This window comes from Latilactobacillus graminis DSM 20719 (genome assembly GCF_001436415.1).
Classification (GTDB): Bacteria; Bacillota; Bacilli; order Lactobacillales; family Lactobacillaceae; genus Latilactobacillus; species Latilactobacillus graminis.
In genome coordinates, this window is record NZ_AYZB01000037.1 from 26,816 (window position 1) to 46,820 (window position 20,005).

Consider the following 20,005-nt stretch of genomic DNA (forward strand, 5'->3'; position numbering starts at 1 on the left):
GCCCTCCTAAAATGATTCGACAATCACGTTGTGGTTGGTATAAACATCAATTCCACCAGCAATATCAACGCTTGTTTCAACAATTTTTTCCACGGTTAAATCAGCTTTTCCTGCACTTAATAATGCAGTGGCTGCTGCTTGGGCAAAGTTGCCGCCTGAACCAACGGCAATCACTTGATCACCCGATTCAGATAGCGTATCAGGGGTGATCACTTCACCATTCCCTGAAATTAATAAAATATCAGTTGCGTTGACTGCAATCAACATCGCTTCTAATTTTTGAAGCGTCGGGTCTTTACGCCAATCTTGTGCTAAAGCAACGGCCGCATGTTGTAAGTCGCCGGAATATTTTTCTAATTTTTGTTCAAACCATTCTTGTAACGTAAAAGCATCTGCAACACCACCAGCAAAGCCGATTGCGACCTTATTGCCATAAATCCGGCGGACCTTCTTAGCAGAATCCTTCGTAACAAATTTTTCGCCCATTGTGACTTGACCGTCACCAGCGATCGCTGTTTTGCCATTATGTTTAACTGCACAAATTGTTGTCATATGAATTACTCCTAACGTTGTTTGGGGATGTGTTCACCCGATATAAAAATATGTGAACTTGGATAGCTGTTAACGTGCTTTTCAAACCATGTTCTTGCGTCTAGCTACACAAGTACTCAGAAACTAACCGTTGATGACACACTCATTATTTTAGCAGTCTTTAAGACTGTGTGCTAATATTAGTCTATTTTTCATTGAAAAAAATCAAACTTTAGTCCGAGTTTTACGCGCGGGGAAAGAATTGGCGGTAATCTTTTTGTAAATGGGCGGTGGTGACATGCGTATAAATCTGCGTGGTTGATAAGCTACTGTGGCCTAATAATTCTTGAACCGTTCGTAAATCAGCACCATGGTCCAATAAATGAGTCGCAAAGGTATGCCGAATCATATGCGGATGAATATCACTTGTTAAGCTCGTTTTCTTGATAATCTGATCTAAAATATATTCAATTCCCCGACTCGTAATTGGTGTACCGCGATGATTAACAAAAACAACGTCGTGATCCAATTGTTTTTTAGCCATCAATTGAACACGACCTGCTTTTAAATAAGCTTGCAAGGCACGTTCGGCATGATGACCGAATGGCACATAGCGGTCTTTGTTCCCTTTACCATGAACAAGAATGACGCGTAAGCCGAAATCAATTTGTGCTACCGTCAACTGTGCGCACTCACTCACCCGTATCCCCGTCGCGTATAGTAATTCTAGGATGGCGCGGTTTCGTTGATCAAGCGGTTGATCCCCTTCAATGGCGGCAAACAAAGCATCCATTTCTTTTTCGTAGAAAAAGCGGGGTAGCTTATGCTGTTGCTTTTTAAGTTGTACGGCTTCAAAAGGATCGGTTTGAACAAACTCATTTTTTACCAAATACCGATAAAACGACCGCAAGCTCGAAATCCGCCGCGCGACGGTTTCGCGACTATACTCTTTTTGATTCATTTCATTCAAATAAGTCTGCACATCCAGTGGGGTGACCTGTTTGAACGACGATAACCCACCGTTAGTGGTTAAAAAAGCGCTAAACATTTGAATATCAGCTTGATAAGCTTTTTGGGTTTCAGCCGAGTAATGCCGATCAACCACTAAATACTGTAAAAAAAGATTAAGCCATTCTTGTTCTAACGCCAAAAAAATCCCTCCAAGCTTGATTAATATTACTTTACCACAAGCCTGGCGGGATTTAAAAGATTCGCATTAAAGTGTCACCTTAAATTGGTCGATACTTTCAAGTGCGCGCTCAGCAAGCGCTTGGTTCCGTTCTCTTTTATCGCGAATCCGTTGTTTCAAAGGTTCGAAAATCCCAAAGTTAGCATTCATTGGTTGAAAATGTTTGGCACTGGTATGCGTGATATAGTGTGCCATTGACCCCATTGCCGTATCCGTTGGGAAAGCAGCTGGTGTTTGGTCCAACGCAAGTTTCGCGGCGTTAATCCCGGCCACTAACCCAGAAGCAGCACTTTCAACGTAGCCTTCCACCCCAGTCATTTGCCCAGCAAAGAATAAATCATGCCGTTGTTTTGATTGATATGTTGGTAATAACACGTCTGGTGATTTCATAAATGTATTCCGATGCATAACCCCATATCGCACAAATTCAGCGTTTTCTAAACCAGGAATCATCCGGAAAACACGTTTTTGTTCGCCCCACTTCAAATGCGTTTGGAAACCAACGATGTTATACAAACTAGCAGCCGCATTATCTTGGCGCAATTGAACAACCGCGTACGGTTGCTTACCCGTGTCGGGATCTTCTAAGCCAACGGGTTTCAAGGGCCCAAATAACATCGTCTTAATGCCACGTTTGGCCATCACTTCGATTGGCATACAACCATCGAAGAATTTTTCTTCTTCAAAATCGTGCATTTCGGCGACATCGGCACTGATTAATGCCTTGTAGAAGTTTTCGAATTCTTCTTCAGTCATTGGGCAGTTTAAGTAAGCCGCTTCTCCTTTATCATAGCGCGATTTGAGGTATACTTTATCGAAATCAATACTATTCTTATCCAAAATTGGCGCTGCAGCGTCATAGAAGTACAAGCCATCACTGCCGTTTAAGGCACTGATTTTTTCAGCTAAGCCTTCTGATGTCAATGGGCCAGTCGCGACAATCGTTGGGCCTTCTGGAAAATCGGTTAATTCTTCATGATGGACAGTAACACGTTCATGATTCGCTAAGCGCTCCGTCACGGTTTGTGAAAAAGGGGTCCGATCAACAGCTAATGCCCCACCAGCCGGCACGGCATTTTGGTCAGCTGCGCTGATGATTAACGAGTCTAAATGCCGCATTTCTTCTTTAATTAAGCCAACCGCATTGGTAATTTGGTTCGCACGGAGCGAATTCGTACAAACTAATTCTGCGAATTGTTCTGTATGGTGTGCTGGGGTCATTTTGACTGGACGCATTTCATAGAGGTGCACATTCACACCGCGTTGGGCAATTTGCCAAGCTGCTTCTGAACCGGCTAATCCGGCACCTATCACGTTTACAAAAGGTTCTGTGCTCATTTGCTAGTCGCCACTTTTCTAATTATTTTTGAACGGTTTCTTCATAGTCGCCGTTTGGACAAATTACTTGTTTGCCGCCTTTAATTTTCTTTTCAACGAGGTAATGTTCACACTTCGGACAGTTTCTACCAACTGGTTTATCCCAAGTCACAAAGTCACAGTCGGGGTAACGATCACAACCATAGAAGAGTCGATTTTTCTTCGATTTACGTTCGATGACTTGTCCCTTACCACATTTTGGACAGATAACACCGATTTCCTTCACAATTGCCTTGGTATTGCGACAATCTGGGAAGCGACTGCAGGCGAAGAATTTACCGTAACGGCCCATTTTGACGACCATTGGGGCACCACAGATATCACAATCGAAACCAGCCGGTTCATCTTTAATTTGGACTTTCTCAATTTGTTCACTCGCTTTTTCAACTTCTTTTTCAAATGGTTTGAAAAAGTTATCAATCACTTTGACCCAGTCCTCTTGACCGGTTTCAACTTCATCCAAACGATGTTCCAAATCAGCCGTAAAATCGATATTCACAATGTCCGGGAAAAACTCAACAATTAAACCGTTGACGATTTCACCTAATTCAGTAGGTTCAAAACGTTTCGCGTTTAATTTCACGTAATAACGACGTTGAATGGTTTCAATCGTTGGTGAATAAGTTGATGGACGGCCCACACCGTTTTCTTCCAAAGCCTTAACTAAGTTAGCTTCAGAATAACGGGCTGGTGGCTGTGTGAAATGTTGGGCCGGATCGGTCTTAATGAGTTTCACAGCATCCCCGACTGCCAGTTCTGGTAAGACATTGTCCTTAGCAGAATCTTCAGTGTCCCGTGATGACACATAAAGTTTCGTAAAACCCGAAAACTTCATTTGGGAACCGTTGGCTTTGAATAAGACATCGCCTTGAGCAATCTTAACCGCGACCGTATCAAAAATCGCTGGTGTCATCTGACTTGCCACAAACCGTGACCAAATTAAGTTATAAATCTTATATTGATCATTGGTTAAGACGTCTTTCAAGCTCTTGGGCGTCCGCATTACTGACGTTGGGCGAATTGCTTCATGGGCATCTTGTGCGCCTTCTGGATTCTTTGTCTTATGGACCTTTAATGCCGCATATTCTGCACCATAATTATCATGGATAAATTGTGAAGCTTCATGTTTGGCACCAGTTGAAATCCGCGTTGAATCGGTCCGCATATAAGTAATTAATCCGACCGTGCCTTCTTTGCCACCGAGGTTAATCCCTTCATATAATTGTTGTGCTTGCATCATTGTTTTTCGAGTTCTAAAATTCAGTTTACGGTTAGCTTCTTGTTGCAAGGAACTCGTTGTAAACGGTGCGGCCGCAAAACGTTTGCGTTCCCGTTTCTTAACATCTTCAATTGTGAAATCAGTGGTCTTATCGATTTGCTTCAAAATCGCTTGGACCGCTTCGTTGTCACCTAATGGTAGTTTCTTACCCTTCACACCATAGAAACTGGCGTTAAACTTACTCCGGCCTTTTTTGAATTCAGCATCTAACGACCAGTATTCTTCTGGAACAAATGCTTTAATCTCATTTTCACGATCAATCACCAGTTTTAACGCAACGGATTGAACCCGACCAGCACTCAAACCCTTTTTAACTTTTTGCCAGAGTAGTGGACTAATTGAATATCCGACGATTCGATCGAGCACACGCCGTGCTTGTTGTGCATCAACGAGTTTCATATCGATACTGCGTGGATTTTTAAAAGCACTTTTAACGGTGTCTTTGGTAATTTCGTTAAAGACAACTCGGTTTTTTTCAGTTGGATCAAGTTTTAAAATATGGGAAACGTGCCATGCGATGGCTTCCCCTTCGCGATCCGGATCGGCTGCAAGATAGATATGATCAACTTTTTTAGCTTGCTTTTTTAATTCTTTAATCGTTTCACCTTTACCGCGAATCGAGATATATTTAGGCTCATAATTATTTTCAAAATCGACACCCATTTGACTCTTTGGTAAATCGCGGATGTGACCCTTGCTAGCGACAACCTTATAGTTGCGCCCAAGGTACTTTTCAATTGTTTTGGCCTTTGCAGGTGATTCTACAATGACTAAATTTTTGCCTGCCATGGACAAACCCCTTTCAACAGAACATTTTGTTTGAAAACGTTCATCAGCATAAACCATCACCTTGATGATTGTCAAATGATAGTATGCCTAATATTAACAGCTTAAAGCATAGCATAGGTTTAGCGGTATGCCAAAGAGAAATTGTTTTCCACTGCACAAATTCTACTAAAAATAAAGGAATTGACAACCAAAAAACGGGATTTAACCGCTTGGTCAAACCCCGATTTCTTCTATTTATATAGTCACTAAATTGAAGCACTAGTTCCGTGCACTACTTTTTTGGATCGCTCGTTCGCGAATCCCCGCGATAATCTGGGCCAGCGTAATGGTTGCCATTTCTGCTTCTGCAGCCCTTTGTACCTGAGTATAGGCCGCATCAAGCGTTGCTTGAATGTTGCCACCAACCAGACAATCTGGATTCGTCTTTTCATCAACGTGTAACAATCGTTGATCTGTGTCAAGTGCCTGAAAAACAACTAACAACGTAATCTGTTCTGCTGGACGCGCTAATTTAGGGGCAATCGTGCCCGGTTTAGTCGCTAATAAGTCCGCCTTCACCAGTAATGACATTAGTCGCCGCACTAAACTAGGATTAGACTCAATGCTCCCGGCAATCGCTTGGCTGGATAAATCACCATCTTGAAACATATCAACATAGGCTAAAATATGGATGGCATCACTAAGTTTATGAGAGTATTTCATGGTTCAACCGCCTTTTTAAGATCAATTCAGGCTTATTTAATAATCGTCTGTAACGCTGCTTTTAATGAAGGTAATGGTCGACCTAAGACATCAGGTAAATCAGAAGTGGTTTCATCTAAATCACCATCTTGAATCATTGTTTGAATCGCAGTGACAACTTCTGCAACTTCAGCAGGTAAGCCGTTGTCTTCAAGACCTCGACGATAATCAGCCGTATCTAATGATACTACCTTAAATTCTTGATTAGTCAACTCACTAATCGCTTGAGCTAAATCGGCATAGGTTGCTGGGACCCCAGCAAATTCGTAAATCGCTTTTGGTTGATCACTGACTAATACCTTAGCCGCTGCTTCAGCATAGTCATGTTCAAGCGCCCAACCGACATGTCCTTCACCGGCACCATAAACGAATGGTTGACCCGCTAAGGCTCCTTTGATACTATCCATTTCGTTTTCAAGATACCAGTTATTGCGTAAGAACGTATGGTCAATGCCTGATGCTGCCAATGCTTTTTCAGTTTGAATATGATCACTTGCTAAAGCACCTGTTGCTGAATCAGCATGTGGGAAACTCGTGTAAGCAATCCATTTAACCCCAGCATTTTTAGCCGCTTCAATGACGTTTAAGTGTTGTTGGGCACGAGGAACATCGCCACCAGGTTGTGATGAGATGAATAGTAACCGATCGACCCCTTTCATTGATTCAGTTAACGTGGCAACGTCATTATAATCACCAGGGCGGACTGTGACACCGGCTGGCACCATGTTAGCTGCTTTGTCAGTATTCCGTGCTAAACCAATAATTTGTTCTGCGGGCACTAACTCGGCCAACGTCTTCATTGCGACTTGTCCAAAACGACCTGTGACTGCGGTAATTGCATATTTCATATTAAAAATCTCCTTTTGAATTTCATTTGTTACTTTATAAGTAACTTGTGACTTTAATATTAACAGCATCTTACAAGATTGTCAACCCTCAACTCTCAATCAAAATAATGTAACTCATCCATTAACAACCGTTGATTTAAAAGCGGCGTTGCCCCAGACAAGATTAACTGATTACAACCTGCCGATAATGAATGATTAATCTGACCCGGTAAGGCATACACATTCCGATTGGCTTGCAATGCTAAATTAGCGGTAATCAAGCTGCCACTTTTTTGGCGGGCTTCTGTGACCACTAAACTATGACAAAGTCCGGCGATGATCCGATTTCTGGCTGGGAAGTGGTGCTTCTTAGCGGTTACGTCCAAACCATATTCGGATATCAATATTCCTTCTTCAGCAACTTGCTGCTGAAGACGTTCGTTCTGTGGCGGATAATAACAATTCAAGCCCGTTCCAATCACGCCAATTGGTCGTAATCCTTTTTGCATGGTAACTTCATGAGCCATCGCATCCGCGCCTTGTGCCAAGCCACTAATAATTGTGGTTGCGGGTGATAGTTCTAATAAACGCTGTAGCGCTTGTTTTGTATACTGAGTCGCTTGCCGAGCACCCACAATTGCTACACACGGGCGCTTTAACAATTGTAGATTTCCCCGATAAAATAACACTACTGGCGGACAATACGTTTCCAATAAACGTTGTGGATATGCGGTTTCTAAGATTGTCACATATTGAACACGGCACTCATGATGCGCACATTTCACTTGCAAATCACGACTTACGAAGCTCGCTTGAAATGTTGTCCAATAACGTTCTGGCAAGCACGCAATTTGGGCAATCTCCAGTGCCGATAATGCCCAATTATGGCTTGTCACCAACCACGCGGCCAACCGCAGTTCACTAGCTGGACCGAACCCTTTGGCCAGATGAACTTTCAATAGTAATTGCTTTTTAGTCAACACATAAAACAGCTCCTTTACGATTATATCCGTAAGGGAGCTGTTTTATTTTTTATAAAGTTTTTTGAACGGGTGCAAAACTACGACGGTGAAGCGGGGTCACCCCTAATTTAGCTAAGCCAGTTAAATGTTTTGCTGTTCCATAACCCATATTGTTGGCAAAATCATAACCAGGATATTGTTGAGCATAATTAATCATTAATTGATCGCGGATTACCTTCGCAACGATACTAGCCGCAGCGATACTGATACTCCGTGCGTCACCTTTAATTAATTTTTCCTGTGGTTTATCAGTTGGGACGGTCATCGCATCAACCAATAGATAATCGGGTTGCGGGGATAAAGCATTCACCGCTTCTCCCATGGCTAATTCAGTTGCATGGTAAATGTTCTCCCGGTCAATCCGGGGAGCATCAGCAATTCCAATGCTCACTCCGATGGCTTGCTCCATAATACCACGGTATAGTTCTTGTTTGAGCTTAGACGATAGTTGTTTAGAGTCATTCACCTGCCATAAATTAAAATTATGTGGTAAAATAACGGCCGCCGTCACCACTGGGCCAGCTAATGGTCCACGCCCCACTTCATCAATCCCAGCAATTAGTGGATATTCAGGCCATAGTTGCTCTTCCAACTGACGCCGTTTGCGAAACGCTTCTTTTTGGATTGCTAATTTGGCCACCCGCTTTTCATATTGAGCAAGTAATTTTTGAACCCCCACTCGAGAATCGGCCCGCAAAAGAGCGATTTCCTCGGCCGTAATCGGCGCTAATAAACGCGCTTTAATTGCAGCAATTGATGTTTGAGTAGTCATGCTTGCGCCTCCACTGGAATGATATCGAGTGTGAAACGCCCCAACTTGCCTTTACGTGCATCCGTAATGAATTTCGTACAGAAACGATCGTAGTCTTCTTTGAAACCCAATCGTTTGGTCAAGGCCATGATTAAATCAGGGACTTCCAGTTCAAGTTCCGCCGCTGTTACATGGTATTCTTTTTCCAATTGATGCGGATAAAAATCCTTGAAATAATCAAGCGCATAAACCACCACATCGTCAGCATGATAGATGGCATCAGAAATTGCGCCGGTTAAGGCTAACTTATTCCCCACTGCTGGATCTTCAAACTTAGGCCATAAAACGCCTGGAGTATCCAAAAGCTCCAATGATTGACCAGCTTTTAACCATTGCTGGTTCTTGGTGACCCCCGGTTTATTTCCCGTAATTGCAATATTTTTTTGCACCAACCGATTCAAAATCGTTGATTTACCAACGTTAGGAACCCCAACACACATTGCACGGATAACCGGATTAAGAATCCCCTTTGCCCGTTTTTTAGCAAGTTTGTCTGCCAAAATTTCTTGTGCTACTTTTTCGATTTGCGGTAATTTTGATTTATGTTGCGCATCAAGCGCGATTGCTGTAATCCCCCGTTTTTTAAACGTTTCAATCCATTGTTGAGTCCGTTTGGCATCTGCCATATCTGCTTTATTCATGATTAAGAGGATTGGTTTATTCTGTCCGAGCTCTGCAATCATTGGATTGATTGATGATTCTGGTACGCGCGCATCGACGATTTCGAGAATTAAATCAACTGCTTTTAATCGTTCTTTAATTTGTTTTTGAGCCTTTGCCATATGGCCTGGGTACCATTGAATTGTCATAAATAACTCCTTTATTTCAAACGCTGAATGTCATGTAATGGATAATAGACCGCCACTGCCCGGCCGAGAATTGTATCCCGGTGAATCGTACCAAATAAACGACTATCTTTACTAATTTGGCGATTATCACCTAATACAAAGTATTCATTAGCGGGAATCTGATATTCACCCATTAACGCTTTTAACTCGAAATCAGATGTTAAAATGCCTGTCTTGCGCTTAACCTGATTCAAAAACGGTTCAGTTACATAACGCCCGTTAACATATAGTCGGTCATTGCGGTAGGCTACAGTCTCCCCGGGCAAACCAATCACCCGTTTCACATAGGTAACGTGATCAGATCGCTTAAAAACCACTATATCAAAGCGTTTTATTGGACCGCTTGTTCGTAATAAAAGTTGGTCAGCTGATTTTAAATTCGGGGCCATCGATTGACCTGCAACTGATGCGGGTACTAAAACAAATGACCGTATTACTATGGCTAGCGTCCCAGCCAATAGAATGGCCAGTATCCAATAACCAATAATCGCCGATCCCCGTCTCAATTTTTGCTTTGGAAGAATCATTAGGCTTGTTCACTTTCCTGATAGTTAACAAAGGCTTCATCAAATATCGTCATACTAGGTAAGTAACTCCCATTAAGTTCTAAATACCGCGTTAACGTCTCATAATCTCCACTTTGCTTAGGAAAAGATTGATCAAAAAAAGCATTATTGGCAAATTGAGCGACTGGCTCATAGTTATTCGGATCACGTTGGGTCATGAGGTAACGATAAAAACTCTGCTTCATCAGAACACCTTATTTCTTATTTTTTAACGGGATGTAGACATCTAAATCAATTTTGTCATTCTTCAAATCAATATGCTTAGCCGTTACTTGCAACCCATTTTCAAGTTTAAATTCATTTAATCGTAATGTAATACGATTTTGATGGGCATCTAGAATAACCCATTTGGGGAATTTATATTGCCGCTTAATATAGTTAAATACAAATGACATGGGGACTTTTAGCTGTCCGACTGCCAATTGTTTAGCGCGTAACTGCACATCGCCATTTTCTAACACGTAGGGTTTAAAAAAGAGATTAAATTCAACAGGAAACCCTAAAAATTTAAATTGACCTGATAAAACCGCTTGTTGATCCAACGTTAATTGATATTTAATTTTCGAATCTGCTAAATAATTTTGTAAGTAATACGCCACCAAACTATTGATCTGCTGTTTGTGCAATTGAATTTCAAAGGTGCTGTCGGCTTTAATTATTTTTTCAGTCTTAATTGGGGTTGTACTCGGGACTGCCACATTGTAACCCACAAAGCCGATAGTTCCAATGACAATGGCTAATAAAACAATAAAGCTGTACTTCCAATAATTAAACTTGTGTTTAAGTCGGTTTGTTGAATTTGGTGTGGCTTGTTGTACCTGTCTGGTTATCATAAACCCATCCTTTCTCTAATCCCAAGTTTGTTTATGCGCATCCATCACGTACCATAGGGCTTTTGTAATTCGCTGGTATCCTAGATGATTGGGATGAAAATGATCATCTGGGCTGATGTAAGGATTTAAATTTTCATTCGCCGCTAATGTTTTTTTCAACTGAGTGCTATCCATCTTAGCCAGTGATTGGGTCTGTTTAACAAAATGTCCATCACCACGAGTAATCATCCGATTACTATCCACATAATACACTGTTTTAAAATCGTCGGCTACCGCTTGCGCCGTTTTGTTCCACTCAGCCACTGCCTTGGACATTCCCGTGATTTCCGGGAAATAGACATAAAACGGATTATAGACGCCTAGAATAAAGACTGGTGCCTCCGGATTATACTTTCTAATTTGGGTCATTAAAGTGAGCAAATGCGCTTGGTATTTCTTTTGTCCAGCTATGATCCGACTCTGGTTCAGTTCAAAAAAATTATTCTGCAAAACGGTCATTAAGTCGTTACCCCCAACCGTTAACGTTACAATATTTGCTTTTGACAGTTTTTTTTGCAGTGACTTTTGACTACGGACGCGTTTTTCAATCTGAACACTGGTATCTCCGGTCACACCGTAATTCGTGGTTTTAACCGGGTGATTCGTCACTTGCTTAATTTGATCAGCGATTAAGGACACGTAGCCTTCCTTATGGCTTTCATCTCCGACACCATGTGTTAGGGAATCGCCAATGGCAACTAACTGCAAAGTTTTTTGTTTTTTGGTGTTGATCCTTTTTTGGGAGGTACGCGTTGATATGACCGTTTTTTGTATTTGATTCGGTCGGGGCATAAACAGCTGCCAAATTATAAAAACGCCTAATATTACCCCAATAAATAAGCCTAAGTCAATTAAAATCTGTCGTGCTTTTTTCAAACGTGACACCTCGGTTATCTCTAGATAATAGATAAGGCTGGGACAATTTAATGTCAACCAGCCTTAGTGTTAATGCATTAATTGTAATACTTTAGTTCTCAGTATAGTACATCACAGCAAAGGCTCCCGCCCCAGAGTGGGTCGCAATCACTGGATCTGTCGCCCGCACCAAAATTTCGATATTCGGGAAAACCGCTTGTAATTGTGCTTTAATTTTTTCACTCAATTCTAAACCATCTGCATGTGAAATACCAATGGCCCGAATATTTTTCAGACCGCGCATCTCTACTTCCATCTCGTCAATAAATTTCGTGATGGTCTTCATCCCCCGACCTTTACGGAGAACCTTCAATTCACTATCAGCAACTTGCAGAACTACTTTAATGTTTAATAAGTTTGAAATCACACCGGCAGCATGACTTAAACGACCACCTTTTACGAGATTCGTTAAGTTAGTTACGCCCATATACAATTTTGTGTGGTCATGAACATCTTGAATTGCTGCTAAAGCATCAGCCATGTTTCCACCATTTTCAACAACTTCCGCCGCCTTTAATACTTGAAAAGCCATTGCCCGATCTGTAAAGTCACTATCAATAACCGTCACGTCAGCCTTTGCCATTTCACCAGCTTGACGTGCTGTATCAACAGTCCCGCTGATTGCCCGGAGCATATGGATTGATAAAATTTGACTCCCATCAGCAGCTAATTGTTCATACGTTTCAACAAAATTACCAATTGCCGGTTGGCTTGTCTTCGGTAAGGCGCTAGCACTGGCCATTTCAGTCATAAACTGATCACGGGTAATTGTTTCACCATCAATATACACGGTATTATCAATCATAATTGTCAACGGAATAACTGTAATGTGATGTTCTTTAATTTCTTCAGGGGTTAGTTGGATTGATGAGTCTGTTACGATTTTAATATTAGCCACTATTAATTCAGCCACGCTTTCTATCTTGAATTCTGGACAAATAAGTGTCCACAATTTTTATGATTATTTCTATTAACAGTATATCAAACAATCCCATTTTTTTCACCAAAAGTTACTGTATAAACCAGATTATGTCGTAATTAGTGATACTAACAACGCAAAAGCGCCAATTTCTTTAGCTTGTTTTTGGCTAAAAGAAACCGGCGCTTGATCACTAATTTTTACCTCTGTAAAATTGCCGATTAACGGCAATTATTAATAGACTAGCTGATAACAAATCAGCGCTTCCACCAGGTGAAATATGTTTTTGTTGGCAATACTTTTGTAAATCTGTAAAACTAGCATTCGGTAATGATGTTTGACCAGCGGACATCGCTAGGCGTTGCATTTCAATTAGTGTTCCTTGATCGCTACGATGTAACACACAAGTGTCTGTCACACTACTCATTAAAGTTAATAACATTTGTAATTGATACTGTTGAGATGTCGCTGTCTGCCATTTAACATATGTTTCAAGTGCCAAAGAAATATGCGGATAACCCAGTACTGCTTCTTCATAAGCCCCATTCACCCGATAACGTTGCTTCACCGCTTCACCGTGTGTTAGTTGCTTATTTTGGTAACGAGAATCAGGAAATTGCGCTAAGTGACTAACTAGCTTCAAAAGTTCATCAGTTTGGATTGATTGTCCCGTACTGATTCGTTGGGCATAGACAGTCGTCAATAGCCCCATTACCCAGATCGCACCTTTATGAGTATTAATCCCGTTAGTTTCTTTAAACATCGCCTGCTCAGCTTTACGACCAATGTGTGCGATGGTCTCGCGTAAAGTCTGACTGATTGGTTGCAGCCAAGCAGCTTGTGCCATCTGTTCAAAATAAGGCGTTAAAGCCCGCGCAGACTTGATAAATAAAGCCAGATCCATATCCGAATGGGCCCCATTATTAAGTGCATCCACTAAACCTGGTTTGGGACTTAAGCTAACTTCATCGACCAAAGCTTGTTCGACTAGGCTTGCTAATTGCTTTGTAACTACTTGTTGGGTCTTATTTTTTATCAAAAGCGAAACTCCTTAACTAAATTGTTGCTTAATCCCTAACCAACCTAGATGGAGGAGCCAGCTTAGCATAAATGCTACAGTTGTTGTACTTAAGTAAGCAACCACAATCATTGCTCCCATTGGTAGTTTCAACCAGGTTGTTTTAAAGACTAACAATAAAGCTTGAAAGACAAATACATTGGCTAAATAAGTTCGATAAGCATAAAGCGATAACCACTTAAACAAACGTAACTTAGGTGATTGGTTAATAATCATTCTTGAGGCAAATGTAAAGACCATTAAAATAATACTCAAACTATATAAACTTTGTAATGTATTTAGATACGGCGCATGCCCAAAGTTAATATCGCCAGGATATGCCAGCAAGGCACGGACTGATAAGCCACCGACCACTAAACTAATTGGTAATAGTGCAAAACGAATCCGATTTAACTGTTTAAAAAGGGCTTCATGATAGACAAATCCAGCAACCCCATAGATTCCATAGATCAAAAAGCTTACTACAAAGCGGTCTAACAAATACCAACGATTAGCTAATGGTCCATTTAAAACTGCTGTATTGTAAAAGAGATACCAACCTATATAGAGAATCGTTGCACCTGTCAGGACAGGCCACACAAGTTTACGTTTATTTAAAACATGATACCCCAACCAAATAAAGAATGGCATACATAGTTGAATCTGCAGCATCATCACGGTATACCATAGATGTGGTGCTCCATCACCCGTAATGAATTTCAACAAAAAAGTGCCAAGATTATTATATGGTGTTTCTTGCTGTACACCAGGAAAAACCAACAAATAGACCGTTGTCCATAATAAATACGGTACTACTAATTCGAAAAATTTATCTTTTAAAAATTCAAAATAAGATGTCTTCTCACTCGTTTTGACCATATTATAAACAATCGAAAAAATAAAAATTGGCGCCGTATATTTAACAAAAACATACAATGTCCCAATTAAAGCCGCAGTTGTCTGATCATGGCAATTAGACAATGCGAAACTTAATATGGTTTGTAAAATCACTGCCGTAACAGCTGATACTTTTTGAAAATCACTAACGTTTGTTTTTGTTTTCTGATCTTCGAACATTTTTTCCTCCCAATTATGACCAAATTTCTTTGGTTAAAATCGGACCAGTATCAGTTTTTAGCAGAATTTTTTTATCCGGAGTCCGTAAATATTCTTTTAGCGCAAACCCACCCTTTAGTGTTATTACTTGTGTATCAAATTGTTCAAAGAACAAACGATTTTTAATAATAACTGATAGTGGTATTTCCGTTGGCGCATTAGCATAAAGTAATAAATCAAAATCACTTGTTGGCTTAATGGCTTGAATCCCAGATGTTAGTTCAAATCCCAAACTGCCACCAACGCCCCATTTGAACCCAGCTAGTATTTTTTGAGCCACATGGTATTGTTCATAAACAGGAAATTGAGCAATCTCAGCTGCTCTAAAAGATTCGCGCTTAGTAATCTCCCAAGGATGTATAATCGCTTGTATCGCGGTTGTTGGAATTTCTAAAGCAAACCGCTGATTACGAGCAATACCTCGTAATCCAATCGGTACTAAATCTGGTTGGCTAGGTAATCCCCGCCGAATAACACCAAAAACTTGTTTTGACAGCGCTAATTGCCGTACTAATTCCCGTTGCTGAATAACTGCTTGATTGAAGCGAACAATATCATGTGCAAATTTCATTCTTTAAGCATTCCATTCTTCATTCATTTTAGCCTGAACTTTATTCGTTTCAACGCGACCCATTTTAACGGCAATCTCATTTGTATAACGGGCCGTCAACATTGTATCGTTTGTACGGCGAACGTCTTCAATTGCGTCATTAACTGCAGATATAACAGCATTAACATTGGTAATGGATGTCGATTGATCGGTTATTTTTTCTAAGAAACGGTAGAGAGCCCCTAATTTATTGTAATTACGAATATCATAAGCAATTGAAGGAACTTGTTCAGCAGCAGCTTCAATTTCAGCAATTGAACGTTTCGTAATCCGGCTGGCGCTTTCTTTAGACATGGCTTGAACCGAAATTGCAGGACTATTTAAAGCAATTAAACGGCTGGATTGCAGACCATGTGCTAAAAACGCACCAGAAATTGCATTCCCAACAATCACACCGATAATTGGATGTCCAGCTTGTCTCAGCTTAGCGTAGGCAGCAGCACTATTGGCAAGTGCAACATGAATTCCAATTAATTCTTCGTTATATCCGTAAGCTTGACTAGGAACATCAATAACGACCACAATTGGACGCTTAACGGCTTTATTCTGATCTGCTTCATAGATATGATTTAAAATCTGAGCCATGCGGAAGCCTTCCACCAATCCGACTTCACCATCTCGAACACGATACATTGGATTTTTAGGATCTGGCACAATCGCAGTCACTACCACGTCTTCATTAAACCGCTTTGAATCTCCATAATAGACAGTACTTACTGTTGAATTTGGATTCTTTAACCCCGTTAATGCTTGGAACCAATCGTAACCAACACTCGTTGTTGCTGGTGTTGCTTGTTCAGTGATCACTGGTAAGTCCACTGATTGCGCTTGATGCTCGATGAGTGCTTGATTATAGCTTTCAATTGTCATTGGTTTTGAAAGATCAAGCGAATCTAATAGGGATAAGTAAAAGTCAGCGTTTTCACTACGATGGCTATCCTTCCGCTCAAGCATTGCCGCCAAAACTGCCGACTTAATACTTTCAACACTATCAGTCACCAACTCATCAATAATTTGAGCTTGAACTCGTTGACGCGCACCTATTGTATTCCAAATTAAATCTTTATCACTTGAATCAAACTCACGAACACCGGCCTCTTGCTCAATTACTTCAGGACCGTTCAGGCCAACGCGTGCTTTTTTGGTTGTAATTAAATAACTCATTAAAGCTGAAGTGATGGACATTCCCCCAAATGAACCGACACGACCGGGAACGACCCCAATTACGGGCACATATTTTTTGAGTGCCACAATTAAGTTACCGATTTCAGAGATGGAAAGCAGACCATAGTTCGCTTCTTGTAAACGAACCCCTCCTGTATCCAATACAATAATTGGGAAAATTTCATGTCCATTTTGATTTTCTTCTAAAGCATGACTTAGCGCAGCAATAATCTTTGCACCAGAGACCTCACCAATCCCACCGCCTTGAAAGCTACCTTCCATCGCAATCACAACCACTTTTTTATGTCCAATCGTCCCTAATGACACGACAATCCCATCATCACTTTCTGGGACGATACCTTGAGCAACTAGGTTAGGCGCTATCATCTGATCAAATGGCCCAACTAATTCGCGACCATTTTCTGTATCTAATAAAGCATTAACCCGTTCACGCGCATTTAATTCTACAAAACTATTTTTCATCAGCTAGTTCCTCCATTGCTTGGGTTAATCGAAGGTAAACAACACCAGGTGTTGCCCCGAAGTCATTAATTACAATATCGGCCGAAATCGGATAACGATCGAAAAAGCGTGTTAAAACATTACCCCATACCTTATCAAAACCGTCACTACCGGTACGAACTTTGACAGTTGATTCTGATTTATCAGTTGGAAACATTAAGATTTCTAAATCTCCGGACCCAACTACGCCAACATGGACTCTTTTGCTAATTGGCTGACTTGTTTGATATTGATAAGCTAATTGTTCCATAAAAATCTCCCTTTCCTATGACCAAGTTCTAAATTTCATTGGTGGTTCATATAAACCATCTGACCACTCGACTAAATCGTCGATTGTTTGAGCTGCTAATAATGAACGTTTAGCATCACTCCGCTTAATCCCTAGATCTTCGGGTAACTTAACAATCCCTGCATGCCGTAACTGATCTAATGATTCTTTAGTACTTGTCATCCCTAAAGGTGTGACACCACCAATCGCGGCAATGGCAGCTTGGCGTTGGGCTTTGCTAGTTGCCTTGTAAAGATAAGCAATGCCTTCTTCAGTAACAATATGCGTTGTGTCTTCGCTATAAATCATGACCGGTGCATTAGCAAGCCCCGCTTGTTTTTGAACCGCTAAAGCATCCAAATTTTCAACAAAAATTGGTTTCTTATTAGCACCATATGTTTCAACCATTTGTACCACTAGTTTTTGGCCTTTACCCAATGCATTATCTTGATCACGCAATGATTGCCAAGCAGGGGTTGAGTGCCGCCGACCACCAGGATTATGTCCCATATTAGGTGCTCCACCAAACCCGGATAACCGTCCGCGCGTTACAGTTGAAGAATTACCATCATAATCTAATTGAAGTGTTGAACCGATAAACATATCAACAGCATATTGGCCAGCAATTTGCCCCAAAACCCGATTACTGCGCATTGTGCCATCTTGACCTACGAAGAAAATATCAGGACGGGCAGCAATGTATTTTTCCATACCAACTTCGCCGCCAAAGCTATGAATACTTTCAACCCAACCCGATTCAATCGCCGGAATAATTGTTGGATGTGGGTTCAAAACCCAATTTCTAGCAATCTTACCCTTAAGGCCTAATGATGCCCCATACGTTGGTAAAAGTAATTCAATCGCTGCGGTATTAAAACCAATCCCATGGTTTAATGATTGAACACCATGTTCAGCATAAATCCCCTTAATTGCCATCATCGCCATTAAGATTTGTAGTTCTGTAATATTTTGTGGATCTCGCGTGAAAAGAGCTTCTAATTCATAAGGTTTATCAGCAGGAACCACAACATCAACCCAACCTGCGGGGATATCAATCCGTGGTAATTCATCAACGACTTCATTAACCTGAACGATAACAATTCCATCTTTAAAAGCCGCTGCTTCAACGATTGTTGGTGTCTCTTCGGTATTAAAACCGGTATACAAGTTCCCAGCTTTATCCGCTTTATCGGCGGCCACTAAAACGACATTGGGGATTAAATCGATAAATAAACGGCCATATAGTTCAAGGTAAGTATGAATATCACCTAATTTCATTTTGCCATCTTCAATCATTTGTGAAACACGGACGCTCTGGGCGCCAGCATACGAAAAATCAATTTTTGAGGCAATTTTACGTTCAAAAATATCTAAATGTTCTGGACGCGAAATACTCGACATAATCATGTGCAAGTGATTCACTTTTTTAGGATTAACCAGATTTAAACTTTGTGATAAAAAACTTGCTTGCTTTTGGTTGTCCCCTTCCAAAACAACTTTGTCGCCAGGAGCAATTAGTGCCTCTAATACAGTGATAATTTGATTTGTTTCAACATATTTGCCAGTCATTAGATTACTAATCTTGGCTAATCGTTGTGCTTTTTGAACACGTTTTGTGTCCCAATTCCGTTGTGGTTTTTCCATCAATGTTCATCTCCATTTTTGATATAGAAACGTTGCGTCATCAACTCCATGTTGGTCAATATTAATTGTGCGAATAGACCGCTCACCAAACTTGGCATGTATCAACTTCGTCAGTGTATTGCCAGGTGGAAATTCAAGGGTCAGATTCATTCCCATCTCTTTAGCAACATCCATCATCTGATTCCATTGAACAGGTTGCGCAATATTTTCTAGTAAATCTTGCCGAATTACTTCAGTATCTTGAGTCATTCGACCGTCCGTATTTTTTAGATATGGACAAATTGTTGGGTGGAACGTTATTTGATTAATAAAAGGCGTCAATGCTGCGACTGTCGCTTGCATTAAACGACAATGTGATGGTACCGGTACTTTTAATAACTTAGCCGTACGGGCTTGCCGCAATTTCGCCGCTGCCAATGTTTTCTGAAGCCCCGTAATCTCACCCGATATTGTGTGTTGCAACGGACAATTTTCGTTTGATAGGTATACTGGGTGCATCTCATCAAAAGTATCTTGAACAACTTGCGCCACTTCAGTTCGGGTTAACCCAACAATGACTCCCATTGCATAGCCAGTTGGATAAGCTGCCTTCATCAAAACGGCACGTTGATAAACAATCCTAACTGCATCGTCAAATGTGATTGCTTTACAAGCAACTGCAGCGCAAAAAGCACCTAATGAATGACCAGCCACTAAATCCGGCCTAATTTCATTTCTTTGAACCGCAGCTAATGCAGATAAACCTTTAACCAATAATGCTAATTGGATAAAAACAGTGTCCTCGTAATTTTCGGGCAAATCTTCAAGTTGATAACCAGTTATTTTTTTAATTCGCTCGATATATTGAGTCGGAACCGCCCTTAGCATTCCGACTTCCTGACTACCTTGTCCTGGGAATAAGAATGCTGTACTCATTGATTTTCCTCCTTTCGTAACGA

21 protein-coding genes are annotated in these 20,005 nt (G+C 40.9%); all 21 read right to left on the bottom strand.

Features of this window, described 5'->3' with window-relative positions:
• Nucleotides 1-6 precede the first annotated feature (6 nt).
• On the bottom strand, nucleotides 7-552 hold the full coding sequence (hslV, locus tag FC90_RS06630) for an ATP-dependent protease subunit HslV (protein WP_057908491.1): 546 nt from the start codon (nucleotides 550-552) through the stop codon (nucleotides 7-9).
• Between the two features lie 223 nt (nucleotides 553-775).
• Nucleotides 776-1,681, bottom strand: a complete 906-nt coding sequence (gene xerC / locus FC90_RS06635; RefSeq protein WP_057908492.1) for a tyrosine recombinase XerC — start codon at nucleotides 1,679-1,681, stop codon at nucleotides 776-778.
• 66 nt (nucleotides 1,682-1,747) lie between these two features.
• Nucleotides 1,748-3,058, bottom strand: coding sequence for an FADH(2)-oxidizing methylenetetrahydrofolate--tRNA-(uracil(54)-C(5))-methyltransferase TrmFO (gene trmFO / locus FC90_RS06640; RefSeq protein ID WP_057908493.1), 1,311 nt, complete (start codon nucleotides 3,056-3,058; stop codon nucleotides 1,748-1,750).
• Nucleotides 3,059-3,080: 22 nt separating this feature from the next.
• A complete protein-coding gene (gene topA / locus FC90_RS06645; RefSeq protein ID WP_057908494.1) occupies nucleotides 3,081-5,165 on the bottom strand; it encodes a type I DNA topoisomerase in 2,085 nt (694 codons plus the stop codon).
• Nucleotides 5,166-5,423: 258 nt separating this feature from the next.
• Nucleotides 5,424-5,867: an Rrf2 family transcriptional regulator gene (locus tag FC90_RS06650; RefSeq protein ID WP_057908495.1), complete on the bottom strand. Its 444-nt coding sequence runs from the start codon at nucleotides 5,865-5,867 to the stop codon at nucleotides 5,424-5,426.
• A gap of 32 nt (nucleotides 5,868-5,899) precedes the next feature.
• Complete coding sequence (locus tag FC90_RS06655) at nucleotides 5,900-6,754, bottom strand: SDR family oxidoreductase (protein WP_057908496.1); 855 nt, start codon at nucleotides 6,752-6,754, stop codon at nucleotides 5,900-5,902.
• Nucleotides 6,755-6,849: 95 nt separating this feature from the next.
• On the bottom strand, nucleotides 6,850-7,716 hold the full coding sequence (gene dprA / locus FC90_RS06660) for a DNA-processing protein DprA (RefSeq protein WP_057908497.1): 867 nt from the start codon (nucleotides 7,714-7,716) through the stop codon (nucleotides 6,850-6,852).
• 49 nt (nucleotides 7,717-7,765) lie between these two features.
• Nucleotides 7,766-8,527 (bottom strand): ribonuclease HII, encoded by a 762-nt coding sequence (locus tag FC90_RS06665; protein WP_057908498.1) that lies wholly within the window; start codon nucleotides 8,525-8,527, stop codon nucleotides 7,766-7,768.
• Nucleotides 8,524-9,375, bottom strand: a complete 852-nt coding sequence (gene ylqF, locus FC90_RS06670) for a ribosome biogenesis GTPase YlqF (protein ID WP_057908499.1) — start codon at nucleotides 9,373-9,375, stop codon at nucleotides 8,524-8,526. Before ylqF ends, FC90_RS06665 begins: the two co-directional genes overlap by 4 nt.
• A gap of 11 nt (nucleotides 9,376-9,386) precedes the next feature.
• Entirely contained in the window at nucleotides 9,387-9,941 is a 555-nt protein-coding gene (lepB, locus tag FC90_RS06675; protein ID WP_057908500.1) for a signal peptidase I, read from the bottom strand.
• Complete coding sequence (locus tag FC90_RS06680) at nucleotides 9,941-10,165, bottom strand: YozE family protein (RefSeq protein ID WP_057908501.1); 225 nt, start codon at nucleotides 10,163-10,165, stop codon at nucleotides 9,941-9,943. The genes lepB and FC90_RS06680 overlap by 1 nt, the downstream gene beginning before the upstream one ends.
• Nucleotides 10,166-10,174: 9 nt before the next feature.
• On the bottom strand, nucleotides 10,175-10,813 hold the full coding sequence (locus FC90_RS06685; protein ID WP_057908502.1) for a YpmS family protein: 639 nt from the start codon (nucleotides 10,811-10,813) through the stop codon (nucleotides 10,175-10,177).
• Between the two features lie 15 nt (nucleotides 10,814-10,828).
• Nucleotides 10,829-11,728: an SGNH/GDSL hydrolase family protein gene (locus FC90_RS06690; RefSeq protein ID WP_057908503.1), complete on the bottom strand. Its 900-nt coding sequence runs from the start codon at nucleotides 11,726-11,728 to the stop codon at nucleotides 10,829-10,831.
• A 91-nt stretch (nucleotides 11,729-11,819) separates the two neighbouring features.
• Nucleotides 11,820-12,665, bottom strand: a complete 846-nt coding sequence (locus tag FC90_RS06695; protein ID WP_057908520.1) for a DegV family protein — start codon at nucleotides 12,663-12,665, stop codon at nucleotides 11,820-11,822.
• A 214-nt stretch (nucleotides 12,666-12,879) separates the two neighbouring features.
• Entirely contained in the window at nucleotides 12,880-13,725 is an 846-nt protein-coding gene (locus tag FC90_RS06700; protein WP_057908504.1) for a triphosphoribosyl-dephospho-CoA synthase MdcB, read from the bottom strand.
• A gap of 12 nt (nucleotides 13,726-13,737) precedes the next feature.
• Entirely contained in the window at nucleotides 13,738-14,820 is a 1,083-nt protein-coding gene (locus FC90_RS06705; protein ID WP_057908505.1) for an acyltransferase family protein, read from the bottom strand.
• Between the two features lie 13 nt (nucleotides 14,821-14,833).
• A complete protein-coding gene (locus FC90_RS06710) occupies nucleotides 14,834-15,430 on the bottom strand; it encodes a malonate decarboxylase holo-ACP synthase (RefSeq protein ID WP_057908506.1) in 597 nt (198 codons plus the stop codon).
• A gap of 3 nt (nucleotides 15,431-15,433) precedes the next feature.
• Nucleotides 15,434-17,116 carry a biotin-independent malonate decarboxylase subunit beta gene (gene mdcD / locus FC90_RS06715; protein ID WP_057908507.1) on the bottom strand — a complete coding sequence of 561 codons (1,683 nt, stop codon included), beginning with the start codon at nucleotides 17,114-17,116 and terminating at the stop codon, nucleotides 15,434-15,436.
• The gene (locus tag FC90_RS06720) at nucleotides 17,106-17,405 is read right to left on the bottom strand and encodes a malonate decarboxylase subunit delta (RefSeq protein ID WP_057908508.1); all 300 of its coding nucleotides are present in this window, start codon (nucleotides 17,403-17,405) and stop codon (nucleotides 17,106-17,108) included. Before FC90_RS06720 ends, mdcD begins: the two co-directional genes overlap by 11 nt.
• 15 nt (nucleotides 17,406-17,420) lie before the next feature.
• On the bottom strand, nucleotides 17,421-19,067 hold the full coding sequence (gene mdcA, locus FC90_RS06725; protein WP_057908509.1) for a malonate decarboxylase subunit alpha: 1,647 nt from the start codon (nucleotides 19,065-19,067) through the stop codon (nucleotides 17,421-17,423).
• A gap of 6 nt (nucleotides 19,068-19,073) precedes the next feature.
• Nucleotides 19,074-19,982, bottom strand: a complete 909-nt coding sequence (locus FC90_RS06730) for an ACP S-malonyltransferase (protein ID WP_057908510.1) — start codon at nucleotides 19,980-19,982, stop codon at nucleotides 19,074-19,076.
• Between the last annotated feature and the right edge of the window lie 23 nt (nucleotides 19,983-20,005).